Source organism: Hahella sp. HNIBRBA332 (genome assembly GCF_030719035.1).
Classification (GTDB): Bacteria; Pseudomonadota; Gammaproteobacteria; order Pseudomonadales; family Oleiphilaceae; genus Hahella.
In genome coordinates this window covers 2,779,390-2,791,355 of the sequence record NZ_CP132203.1, presented here as the reverse complement: position 1 = coordinate 2,791,355, position 11,966 = coordinate 2,779,390, and the positions used below count along the sequence as shown (strand labels likewise).

At 53.3% G+C, this 11,966-nt stretch carries 9 protein-coding genes; 7 read left to right on the top strand and 2 right to left on the bottom strand.

What is annotated here, in order from left to right; all coding sequences use genetic code 11:
• The first annotated feature begins 22 nt into the window (after positions 1-22).
• Positions 23-490, top strand: a complete 468-nt coding sequence (locus O5O45_RS12480; protein ID WP_305905552.1) for a hypothetical protein — start codon at positions 23-25, stop codon at positions 488-490.
• A gap of 40 nt (positions 491-530) precedes the next feature.
• On the opposite strand, the gene O5O45_RS12475 is transcribed toward O5O45_RS12480, so the two are convergent.
• Positions 531-1,145: a YitT family protein gene (locus O5O45_RS12475; protein ID WP_305905551.1), complete on the bottom strand. Its 615-nt coding sequence runs from the start codon at positions 1,143-1,145 to the stop codon at positions 531-533.
• A 188-nt stretch (positions 1,146-1,333) separates the two neighbouring features.
• Between O5O45_RS12475 and O5O45_RS12470 the strand changes: the two genes are divergently transcribed.
• The 6 genes from O5O45_RS12470 to O5O45_RS12445 all read left to right on the top strand — a co-directional run bounded on the left by O5O45_RS12470 (position 1,334) and on the right by O5O45_RS12445 (position 9,982).
• Positions 1,334-2,026 (top strand): Yip1 family protein, encoded by a 693-nt coding sequence (locus tag O5O45_RS12470; protein WP_305905550.1) that lies wholly within the window; start codon positions 1,334-1,336, stop codon positions 2,024-2,026.
• A gap of 396 nt (positions 2,027-2,422) precedes the next feature.
• The gene (locus O5O45_RS12465) at positions 2,423-3,043 is read left to right on the top strand and encodes a hypothetical protein (RefSeq protein ID WP_305905549.1); all 621 of its coding nucleotides are present in this window, start codon (positions 2,423-2,425) and stop codon (positions 3,041-3,043) included.
• 104 nt (positions 3,044-3,147) lie between these two features.
• Entirely contained in the window at positions 3,148-4,344 is a 1,197-nt protein-coding gene (locus O5O45_RS12460) for a hypothetical protein (RefSeq protein WP_305905548.1), read from the top strand.
• 237 nt (positions 4,345-4,581) lie between these two features.
• Complete coding sequence (locus O5O45_RS12455; protein ID WP_305905547.1) at positions 4,582-8,373, top strand: response regulator; 3,792 nt, start codon at positions 4,582-4,584, stop codon at positions 8,371-8,373.
• A gap of 1 nt (position 8,374) precedes the next feature.
• Positions 8,375-9,319 carry a GGDEF domain-containing response regulator gene (locus O5O45_RS12450; protein ID WP_305905546.1) on the top strand — a complete coding sequence of 315 codons (945 nt, stop codon included), beginning with the start codon at positions 8,375-8,377 and terminating at the stop codon, positions 9,317-9,319.
• Positions 9,320-9,367: 48 nt separating this feature from the next.
• Entirely contained in the window at positions 9,368-9,982 is a 615-nt protein-coding gene (locus tag O5O45_RS12445; protein ID WP_305905545.1) for an Hpt domain-containing protein, read from the top strand.
• 270 nt (positions 9,983-10,252) lie between these two features.
• Here the strand turns inward: O5O45_RS12445 and O5O45_RS12440 are convergent, their stop codons facing one another.
• Complete coding sequence (locus O5O45_RS12440) at positions 10,253-11,773, bottom strand: zinc-dependent metalloprotease family protein (protein ID WP_305905544.1); 1,521 nt, start codon at positions 11,771-11,773, stop codon at positions 10,253-10,255.
• Between the last annotated feature and the right edge of the window lie 193 nt (positions 11,774-11,966).

The window sequence follows — 11,966 nt, the reverse complement described above, 5'->3', positions numbered from 1 at the left end:
AACGTAAAAAGGCGCACAAGAAATGCAATGGATTGGTCCTCTCTTCACCAACGCGGCAGGTTGGAAAGCCTATGTCTCTTTTTCGGAAGGAAAGTGGTATCTCAAGCATGATGGTCCGTTAGAGATCGGTAAGGGGAGATCGGGTTTGATGTTACTGCCTATTCTTGAGAAAGGGTATGGCGAATGCTATCCGCATCAAATTGATCTTCTTAAAAAAGGCCTAAGAGAATGTGGTTTGGATGCCGCGTATGCCGAAACTTTTCCCTTCAAAGTCCCAGTTTTATTTCCTTTTCAACATCATATGTGCAATTGGGCTGATGACGCATCGGATTGGTTGTGGGATATCGAACCACCGCTCGCGGAGGCGGAGATGCTATTCGCCGCGTCGCAGAATAAGCAGTTCAGACAAAGAACCAGGCATAGGTTGAGGCAGCGGGTGAACGCTTGGACTACTCAGCGGGGATTCTGTTGTGTGCGTGAGAAGTCATGAGGGGCGTGGCGTCTGTTGCTCAAGACGCCACAGGTATGAATTAGCCTACCTGATAGCGTCCAGGTTTATGGTTGACCGTCAGCAACAGGTTCAGCGCCACGGCGCCGAGCACTGAGTAAATCAGAATCATGGGAGTGACGATGAAACAGGACGCCAGCACGATAATGCAATCAATCATCATCTGAAATTTTCCGGCGCGCATGATATTGCGCTTTTGCAGGTATAGCGCGAGGATGCCGACGCCGCCAAGGCTGGACTTATGGCGGAACAGAATCAGCATGCCCATGCCTATCAGAAAGCCGCCGAAAACCGCTGCGAACCAGGGTTCTATCGACTCAATGGAGACGACATCTCCAGTGTGATCCACAACCAGTGAAACGATGGCGACGGAGATAAACGTATTGAGGCAGAAACGCCATCCCATCTGCTTGAAAGCCAGCCAATAGAAGGGCAGGTTAAGCAGGAAGAAAATCTTACCGAAGCTGATATGCAGCACATGCGTCAATAACAACGCCAACCCCGCCGTACCACCTGTCAGCAAGCCAGCTCCGTTGAACAGAAATACGCCGAAGGCCACAAACGCCGTGCCGCTGATCAGCGCAAACAGATCTTCAGGTAGTGAGTGCGATTGTAGGGTAAGGGAGTTATTAGTCATCGTAAATCCGTCAGAAGGGGAAAATACCGCCTGGAAAGTCGACCAGCGCGGCGATTTTAACGATGCGAAAGACAAAAGTCGCGGATCTTACAAAAAATAACGGGATATTTTAGGGATTTTTACAGAAAAATTGATTTGAAGGTGTATTATTTGCGCCTGCTTGTATTTTGTTCAGAAAGCTCCAGGTAATGAAAGACGTAAATCCTTATTCCTCTCCTAACACGCCCCTCATTGAGGAAAACCGAAATCCACCAAATAAGTATTTAAATCCTTGGTTTTCCATGTGGCTGCAGCCTAGGGCGACTATCCAACAAATTATTGACGATGACCCGGTTCACCTTGTGATAGGGCTTACCTGCATGGCCTCGGTATTAGCCAGGATAAGAGGCGCCAGCATGTACCATATGGGCGAATATATGGGGCTTATTTCTCTGCTTGGTGTATGCATAGTAGTGGGCTGCGTCTTAGGTGTGATTTGGCTATATATCGGCGCTCCGTTTATTCAATGGGTTGGTAAATGGTTTGGCGGGCGCGGCTCTCAGGATGAAATCCGTGCGGCAATAGCCTGGAGTTGTATCCCGGCTCTATGGGGCGCGCTGCTTATAATGCTCGAAATGATGCTTTATGGGAGAGAAATGTTCCTTGGGGCCGAAGCCAGGGACTATAACTTGGTGGATCTTAAAGTACGTGCAGCATTTTCAGTGGCGCACGGAATTATTGGTATATGGGGCTTCATGGCGTTTACCAAAGCGCTAGCGCAGGTGCAGGGTTATAGCGCATGGAAGGCGATAGGAAATATGGCGATAGTTCTCTTAGTATGCTTTCCCCCTGCAATTGCTGTTGGATACTATCTTGGGTCGATCGCTCACCAATTTAATTGAAGAAAGAAACTGAAGAGGGTTACAACAACTCAATTGGCGGCTCTATCCTCTGCGGCGAGGACGAGAGTTCCCACATCGCATTTGATTGGCTTCAGCAGCAGTGGGTGTCAAAGAGCACTGGCGGCAAAAATCAGTGCTATCCGCTGTATAGAACTATCACCTGCCGTTAACGGCGACGCTCTCTATATTTGACTGAAAAAAGGGTGGAAGTGGCTTTCATCCTTTTTCGCCATACCGCTCGTTTATTGAAAACTCACTCCGCTCTGCCTGCGTATCAGTCTGCAAGAAGTCCGCCTGCGAAACGGGCTTTTGATCTGTGCAAAAATAATCCAATTGAGCTATAAATGAATCAAGGCAGCCTCGCTGCTTGCATGGACGTGAAGGAAGGAGGGAATCGTGCCGTCACCGGAAATTTTCGCTGCGCTCGGCGCTGCGCTGATTGGATTTTCCATCGCTCTTTGGGCTTTTCGAACCTATCGCGGTGACGTTAAGCTCGCCCAGCCCAGCTATGTCTTGCTTGATCAGGACTCTACGTCCCAGGGCAAACGCATCAGTGAAGTGCGTTTGCGGACGGCGCTGTTCAGTACGTCCAAGCGCGGAGTGGTGATCGACTACCTGACCTTGTGGTTGCGCCGGGGTGACGAAGAAGCCAACTTCAGCATCTGGGCTTACCTCAACAAGCAATGCCTGCGTGAAAGCGGCGGTTTGCTGGCCCCCAAAGAGGGCGTCATTCTTGAGCATCACTTCCTGACCGAAACGGAAGGACCTGAATTCGAGTTCAAGTCAGGGCCCTACGAGATGGCGATATTCGCCAAACCCGCAGGCTCAATACGACTCCAAAAACTCAGCAGCCTTTACTTTGTCATCAATGATTATCAGGCCCAGCAGATGCGTAAGTCCGCCGTAGGCTTGTGCCTGAGGTGGGACCCCAAGCATCGCTGTTATCAATCCGATATAGAATCCAATCTCAAGCCCAGCGTGACGCCACTGGTGGAGGAGCACGCCGGAGGGCATTGAGTTTCTTGCTTTGCGCCTGGAAACTTCAAGTAATCTAATAACTTGGAGTTCAGTAATTATCAGGCTATCCTTCATTAACAGTCGTTAATGTCGAGGAGTAGCTTATGGGGCGGGCCCCAACTTATAACGTTGTAAGCAACGGGGAAATCAATGCGGGCTTTGACGCTCAGCAGGTGGCGAATAGTTGTGCAAAATTATTCAAGACAACACCAGAAAAAGCCCAGGCTCTGCTAAGTAAGAAACTCGTTTTAAAGAAAGGGCTGGACCTGGAAACGGCGCGCGCTTACGTACGCAAGTTGGAAAGTATTGGCATGGCGGCGACGGTGCAGGAGGTGAAACCGGAGCCCACTATAAAAGCGCATACGCTGTCTTTGGAGCCGACGGAGGAAGAACTCCGGGCGAAAGAAGAGGCGGCTGCAAAACCTGCTGAAGACCGTGTCACCTGCCCGAAATGCAATCTGGAGCAACCTAAAGCGGATCAGTGCGCGGGCTGTGGCGTCTACATGCACAAGGTAACCCCTGCGCAGGAACCCTCTGAGGCGGCGCAAACGACACCGTCCCCGTCGCGCCCTGGCGGCAATATCCGTAACTCCAGCGCCAAACCCGGCAAGGAAGATGAAGTCACCTACGCGACGGACGATGTCGAAGCGCTCAATCCCAAAGCCATCGGCGCTGCAGCAGGCGCTGCGTTGCTTGGCGCTTTGCTGTGGAAGGTAATCGTCATGTCCACAGGGTATGAGTTCAGTCTGATCGCCTGGGGGATTGGGGGCGCAGTCGGGTTCGCCGCGCTGGCGATGGGAGGTCGAGGCATCGCCACTGGAATAGCGTGCGGCGTCCTGGCCTTTCTCGCCATCATGGGCGGCAAGTATATGGCCATTCAGAGCATTCAGGAAAACTGGTTTGAAATCCTGACTGATTCGGGGGAAATAGATGTGCAGGATTTTCGCCCGGTCTACGACTCGGTCATTCAAGCCGCTCATAGCTATCAGACCGATGTGACCGATGACGACTCGCTGCGCAATTTCATGATCGAGTACGGTTACACCGAAGCGAGCGAACCCAGTGAAGTGGTCCAATTCGAGATAGACGACTTCAAGCGGGACTTTGAACCGGAACTGCGCAAAGTGGCGTCAGAGAACCCTTCATTTGAGCAGTGGGTGAAAGCCACATTCAGTCAGGAGTTCGAGGGATACTCCACTTTTCAGCTCATGCGAGAGGATTTCGGTTTATTGGATGTCCTGTTTTTATTCCTGGGAGTGGGCACGGCGTTTCAAATGGGAAGTGGTCTAAGGCGACACTAATCTGACTGGGGCCGCGCTCATACATCGCGCGGCTCAACTATTCTTCCAGCAATAGCAATTGGCGGCCTGACGCGCCTGAATCTCCCGTTCAGGCTGCTTATTACGCATTTCTCGCATGTATCTGATTACGGTCTAAGCTGTAAAAGTGGAGACATGAACAAGCGGACTCTGGCTCCAGGCTAATAGTTCGTAAGGAGATCTAAGAAACCATTGGTTTCTTTTTAGGGAGGGGCATCCATGGCGGGCGCCAGGCTTTCAGACACATCTGCGTTACATATGCGGACCTTGCTGGCGGTCGTATTGGCGTTTGGCGCACTGGCGATTCCATTCTATTACCTGGCCTATTCCTATCAGCTTGATCAAGAGTACCGTAATTACGACCTCCGACTGGCGGAGCAGACGGATTTAAGGGCGGAAGCCGTTCTCGGCAAGCTCGATTTGTTTCGTCGGGACGTGCGGTTCCTGTCCAACACGCCACCCATTCAAGGTATCGTTCGCGCCATCAGAAACAACGATTTTGACCCCCAGGAAGGCAACACCCTGTGGGTGTGGAAAAAGCGACTGCAGGTGATTTTCTCCGAATTCATGAAAGAAAATCCGCGATTTGCCCAAGTACGCTATATCGGCGTGGCGAACGCAGGGAGAGAGATAGTACGAGTGGACCGAACCCAGGAAGGGGTGGTGACGGCGCAGGAGCAGCAACTGCAAATTAAAGAAGGGCGGGATTATTTTCAGGCAACTCTCAAACAGGCGGCTGGCGAGGTGTATGTCTCCGACATCACCCTGAATCGTGAGCAAAATAACCAACTGGAAACCCCTCATCGACCCGTGATCCGAGTGTCCGTGCCAATCTACGAGGAAGGCGGCGTCCTGTTCGGCATGGTAGTGATTAATGTCGAGTTTGCGGAAATACTCAACGAATTGGCCGCGGACGTGGCGTCGGAATATTCCACATACCTGCTCAACAGCGATGGTGATTTTCTGGTTCATCCTGACCGTAACAAGGTATTTGGATTTGATATTGGCGAACGCTATCGCTGGAGTGACTTGTTCAGGTTGTCGGAGGCATATGACTCCTATGAGCGCATGAAAGCCTTTCAAGGGCCCCACGGACTGATTCATGCGGTCATGTCCAATATCCCTTTGGATCAGCGTGACCCCAGTCGGCGTTTGACATTGGTGAAGGCGGTCTCTGACGACTTCCTCGCCGAGCGCGCGGCGCAAACCGGCAAAGTAGTGATTGCGGCGGTGCTGGTGGCGGTGGCGGTATTGGGAGTGGTGCTTTATCTGTTTATGTTGAACCTGCGCCGACGCATTCAGATAAACAGGGAACAAGCCCGTCTCGCGGCTATCGTCGACGGTTCTACGGACGCCATCATCAGCAAATCGCTGGAAGGGGTCGTGATAAGCTGGAATCAGGCGGCGGAAAAAATGTTTGGCTACACCTCGGAGGAAGCGGTGGGGCGCACCATGGTCTCCTTGATTATGCCGGAGTCGCGCCTGGCTGAAGAGGAGTACATTTTACAGCGGTTGCGCCGGGGCGATCCGGTGAGCCATTTCGATACCACGCGCAAGCGGCGCGACGGCAGTGAGTTTGACGTCTCCGTCACCGTATCCCCGGTGCGCGGCGCCAACGGAGCGGTGTTGGGCGCGGCCACGACCATTCGCGACATCACTGCGCAAAAGGCGATTGAAAAGCAGGTGAATGAACTCAACGCCAACCTGGAGCAACAGGTGCGGCAACGTACGGAAGAACTCAAGAAAGCCAAAGACGTGGCGGAAGCGGCGAGCATGGCGAAATCCGAGTTTGTCGCCAATATGAGCCATGAAATCCGCACCCCGATGAATGCGATTCTGGGGATGCTGCAACTGCTGCAGCGTACAGTGCTGACCAATCGTCAGCATGACTATGCGGATAAGCTGGAGGCTGCCGCCCGCACCTTGCTGAGTATCCTCAACGATATTCTCGACTTCTCCAAAGTGGAGGCGGGCAAACTCAGTCTGGATCTGCACCCGTTCAATATTGATCAGGTATTTCGCGAGGTTGGCGTCATCATGTCCGCCAATCTGGGCGGTAAACCGGTGGAGCTGCTGTTCGATATCGACCCTGAGATCCCCTATGACATGCTGGGCGATGGGCTGCGGCTGAAGCAGGTCCTTATCAATCTGGTGGGGAACGCCGTCAAGTTCACGGATGCTGGTGAGATTGTGCTGTCAGCCAAACTGTTGCAGCGCAAAGACCGGGAGCTGGAGCTTTTCTTCAGTGTGCGGGACACCGGTATCGGCATTTCGCCAGAGAATCTGCAAAACATTTTCGATGGCTTTTCTCAGGCGGAGGCCTCCACTTCTCGTCGTTTTGGCGGTACCGGGCTTGGGTTGGCGATCTGTCGCAGACTGGTGAACCTGATGAAGGGGCAAATGAGTGTGGACAGCACGCCAGGCTCTGGCAGCACCTTTAAGTTCACCGTCAAAATGGGCGTGGTGGACGGCGTACAGGGGCCGCGCCGCTCTATCCCGAACTTACATAAACTCAATGTGCTGGTTGTGGATGACAATGAAACCGCCAGGGAAATTGTCGCCGGCATGGCGCAAGGGTTCGGCTGGCGTACGGATCTGGCGGCGTCAGGGGCGGAGGCGATCGCCTATATGGAGGCCAGTCGAGACAGCGGCCGTCCCTACGATGTCGTCTTTGTGGACTATCTCATGCCTACTGACAGCGGCCTGGATGTCTGCCGTAAAATTCGCGCCATGGACTTCGGCGATGTGCGTCCAATCCTGGTCATGATGTCCGCCCAGGGAAGAGAAATACTCGAACGTCACAGCCAGAGCGGCGACGAGACCATGCTCGATAGCTTTATCGTCAAACCCATTACGGCTTCCATATTGCTGGACTCGGTGGCGGACGCACGGGCGGCGGGTCGCCATGGTTCCATCTCATACCACTGGCGCAGTTCGGGACAGATGCTCAAGGGACTGAAGCTGCTGGTGGTGGAGGACAATCCCACCAATCAGCAGGTAGCCCTGGAGCTATTGGGTAGCGAAGGCGCGCAAGTTGAAGTCGCCAGCAATGGCGCCGAGTGCGTGGAAATGGTCAAGAGAGGGCAGCCGCCTTACGACCTGGTGCTGATGGATATTCAAATGCCCGTCATGGACGGCTATTGCGCCACGCGGGAGATACGCAACCGTTTGGGACTGACGGAGCTGCCGATCATCGCCATGACCGCCAACGCCATGTCTTCAGACCGTGAAGCCTGCCTCAGCGTTGGCATGAACGATCATGTCGGCAAGCCGTTCGAGCTGGGACAGTTGGTGGAAGTGATTCTCAAGCAGACCGGGCTGGAATGTCGTCTGCAACAGGTCACGCCACTGCATACCTCTGAGTCGCTGTTTACTCATGATGAACTGCAACTCGCCAATAGCCTGCAAATTGATGTGGCCGCTGCTTTGGCGCGTTTCGGCGGCAGTCTGACCACCTACCGAACGGCGTTGTCCGGTTATCGAAAAGAAGTCTTGGCGTTGCTGGACAGATGGGACGCTTATTTCATTACGCAGGACGATCCGGAACAGATGGCGAATGGCCTGCATACACTAAAAGGACTGGCGGGCTCCATTGGCGCCGCCGGGCAGATGAACATCATTCAGGATGTCGAGCAGGCGCTGCGTAGTCATGAGCTGGACGACAAACTGTTGGCGGCGTTACGGCGCGAGATGGAGCGAACACCACAAATAGTAGTGGCGATCGATAACATCCTGGCCCCCAAACAAGCAGCGCAATTACTTCCCGAGGCCGATCCGCGGCAGGAGCGAGACCTGCGTTGTGAGTTCAAGGAACTGGCGGCGCTGGTGCGCGCCTCCAACATGGAGGCGATTTCTTTTTTTGAAAACCTCAAGAGGAAATACGCGGCGGAGTTGCCGGAAGCCGTTGACGAGTTGGAGGAGAGTATTAACCAACTCGATTTCAGCTCGGCGCTGGCTTTGTGTTATGACATGTTGAAACAGCTGGAGTCCTCGGACTATATCGGAAACTGACATGCCAATGCAGATTGAAAAAAAACGGGCGCGCATCCTGGTGGTGGATGATCAACCTATCAACATTCAGGCGATCTATCGATTGTTCGCTGGTGAGTATGACGTCTTTATGGCCACCAGCGGTACGCAGGCGTTGGAGTTCTGCAAGAAAGACATTCCCGACCTGATCCTGTTGGACGTCATTATGCCGGATACCAACGGTCTGGAAGTATGCCGGCAATTGAAGCTCTCGGCGGAAACCCGGGACATCCCCATTATTTTCGTCACTGCCCATAACACGCCGGAAGAGCAGGATGCCTGTTGGGACGCCGGCGGCGTTGACTTCATCACCAAACCGATCAACCCCTCCACCGTGCGCAACCGGGTGCGTGCTCATCTGACGCTGAAGTTTCAAGCGGATCTGTTGCGACAGCTAGTGTTTTTGGATGGACTGACCGGGGTCGCTAATCGACGTTTTTTTGATGAGCGTCTGGAGCGAGAGTGGCGTCGCTGTAAACGCAACGGTCACCCATTAAGCCTGATGATGCTGGATGTGGATTACTTTAAAAAGTTCAATGACCGCTACGGCCATATCGCCGGCGACGAATGTCTGAAGATGGTGGCTGGATGCATGAAGCAGATATTGCAGCGTCCTGACGATCTTCCCGCCCGATACGGGGGCGAGGAATTCGCCTGCATTTTGCCGGAAACCAAAGCGGCGGGCGCATGTCAGCTGGGACGCGAACTGGAGGCCTCCATCAGGGCGTTAGGCATCGAACACCAGGATTCGGAAATCGCCGATGTAGTGACCGTCAGCATCGGCGTGGCGGAGATATATCCGATCCGACATACCGAAATCGTGGATTTGATCAAAGAGGCGGACCAGCAGTTATACGCGGCGAAGCAGGCGGGAAGAGGGCGCGTCCATTGCGCTGGAGAGGACGTAGAGGAGCAAACTACGGTCTAGACGGGGATACGAGAAAAACAGGATAAACTGGCGAGGTAAGGCGCAAAAGTGAAGGATGAGATAAAGCCGAAACAAAGCACGCTGGATTACTCCAAGTTACTGCTGGCGGGCCAACAGGAAAGTTCACTGGGAAATCATGTGCGTGAACTGGTGTGTCAGGTGCTGGGGCGCGGTAAGCAACCGATGGCGAATATTCGCAGCGCCATCACTGAAGGGCGTTTATCGGAGGCGTTGCGTCTCGCGCATACACTGCGGGGCTCTATGGGCACATTGGGCGCGGATAAAGTGGCGGAATGCGCCGGCGAGCTGGAGGAAAGCATACGGGCCGACTCAAATACAGACAAAAGCCGCTTGCTGAATGCGCTGGAGCGTCAGATGGACGCAATGCTGAGAGAACTGGTAGCGTGGTCGCAGCAATATCCGCCCTCAACGGGCTGCGCGAATACTGAGGAGCTGGACTTGGAGATGCTGCAGCATTGGCGTGAACTGCTGGAGGGCCGCAACATGCAAGCGCTGGATTACTTCGACCGTATTCGCTCGCCATTGGAAGTCATGTGCGGCGGCGGAAGGTTTGAGTCCATCCGTGAGAAAGTGGCCAATCTTCAGTTTGATGAGGTTCTGGAGGAGCTGGACGAACTGATGCAGGAGAACGGTCATACCTGATGCGGCACAGGCCAGCCTCGCGCGATAGCGCGTATGGACAATACTTGTGAACAGTACTTGTGGAGCCGGAGTAACACAACTTGCAGGCGGCGGGCTCGATGGAGAATGGATTACGGTCAGACAAAGAGTCGACGCCTGAGCAGAACGCCGTGTCCTATATTCAGACTGAATTAGAACGCACACGACATCTGCTGGATCAAATCCTCCCACTACTGGATCCTGAAACAAGAGAAACGCCCATTAGAAAGGACTTCCAATGGGCGTATGACATTAAAGAGCCCGATCCTCAGACACTTCCAGTGATTCCAGCATAAAGCCTTTGGCTTGATCCACGCCGTAAATCACCGCCTGGACATGGGTCAGGTCGTCCGGCATTTGCACCGCAGCTTCCAGGGTGGTCCAGTCGCTGGCGGTGACGGTTTGTCTGCTTACCTCAAACCATTCTTTCGCGCCGCTCAGGGTTTCGTAGTAGAGCCACAGGGTCGCTGCGCCGTCTTCCAGGCCTTTGACTTTCGCCTGCAGACGGTAAACGTCGCCAGGTTTCAGGTCGCAGGTCAGGTTAACGCCGGCCGTAGGAAGGTTGGCGGCGTTCTCCACTTGCAGCACATTGGTCAGCTCGCCATTGATATCCACCTCGACGACAGAGAGTTCATCCTCGCCTTCAATCCAGGAATAAACTGCGCCTGGCTTTTTATCGGAGAAATCTATTTCAAGATTATCCAGGTGCCAGCCTGCTTTGGGCGCGCCCACGGCAAACTGCATGGGAGTTCCCTTGGCCCCGGCGAGCTGCTGGTCGTTTTGACAGAAATTGGCGACCTGCTCCGCCGCCAGATTTAATGCAAGCGCGTTGTTGGCTTGCAGGCCGTTGCCAAGATTACCGCCGATCGCCACTTTTTCGGATTCCTGGCAAGGAGTGATGCCATACTCGCAGGCTTTTACGTCTGGAGTGGAAAAGTAGGGAACCCAAGGCGCGTAACGATGATCCTGAGGGTAGGCCATGATGGTGGAGACGTCGCGGGTGGCAGCGCCGCCATAGCCAAGAGCGAAAGCATATTGTAGAGGATATACCTGCGCTTCGACGGCTTCCTCAAGTGTGGAAATCGTGGCGAATGGTAAGGCTGGACGACTGCTATAGAAACCTGCGCTACCCAGCATTTGGAATAACGCGTCCAGCATCGCTTGATTCGTGACGAACTCTTTTTGCTCTGTGGGCAGGCCGTGGCCCAAGCCAAACAGATGGCCTAGCTCATGCGCAAAGTGATATTCAGTGATGTTTTCTCCTGACAAGCTAATCGCGCAATTAGGGTTCACGTCCACTAGCCCGTAAGCGTTATCGATATTGTTGATGGAGAAAATGCCTTTATTGGCCAATAGTACGCCTGGAGCAGTAACGCCGCAGGTGGCTGACGCAGGATCATTTTGATCGTACAACATCATTACCAGGTCAGCCTGATAGCGACCGCGTAGTTCACGGACGTAACGGCTTTGCTGCAAGGATGCCAGAGAATCGCTGATGCCCTGGTTGTCCACGCTGAGTGTGGCGTTGGGGATTGCCTCGCTGTGGACCAGATTCAGCTGAATATCCACCTTGCTGTTAATGAAAGCCTGATTGGTGAAAGCCACGTAGTCGGCGATCTTTTGCTGGATTTCTTCGCCGATGCTGGCGTACTGATCTTGCGCTTGAGCGCTGTAAACCACCATAACGTCCACGCTGTGTGGGGTAGCCGCCCAAGTAAACTGCGATATACAGGCGCCGATAGCGATAGCCAGTGTTTTTCTTAATTGAATCATTGTATTAAAAGCACACAAGTAGTTGTATTTAATCAGGGCGGGCAATATACGCAAACAATCTAAAACGTTTAAGTCCACATATGTACTTACGACGAAGAGCGCACTGGGATTAGGTTGAAATGGCGATGCAAATGGCTGATTTTTATGAACTTTAAATGAAAAATAAGATAATTTGTTATCTTTAGGTTCTCAA

Coding starts and splice junctions, on each gene's coding strand:
- O5O45_RS12480 (WP_305905552.1), top strand. CDS start 23: ATGCAATGGATTGGTCCTCTCTTCACCAACGCGGCAGGTTGGAAAGCC.
- O5O45_RS12475 (WP_305905551.1), bottom strand. CDS start 1,145: ATGACTAATAACTCCCTTACCCTACAATCGCACTCACTACCTGAAGAT.
- O5O45_RS12470 (WP_305905550.1), top strand. CDS start 1,334: ATGAAAGACGTAAATCCTTATTCCTCTCCTAACACGCCCCTCATTGAG.
- O5O45_RS12460 (WP_305905548.1), top strand. CDS start 3,148: ATGGGGCGGGCCCCAACTTATAACGTTGTAAGCAACGGGGAAATCAAT.
- O5O45_RS12455 (WP_305905547.1), top strand. CDS start 4,582: ATGGCGGGCGCCAGGCTTTCAGACACATCTGCGTTACATATGCGGACC.
- O5O45_RS12450 (WP_305905546.1), top strand. CDS start 8,375: ATGCCAATGCAGATTGAAAAAAAACGGGCGCGCATCCTGGTGGTGGAT.
- O5O45_RS12440 (WP_305905544.1), bottom strand. CDS start 11,773: ATGATTCAATTAAGAAAAACACTGGCTATCGCTATCGGCGCCTGTATA.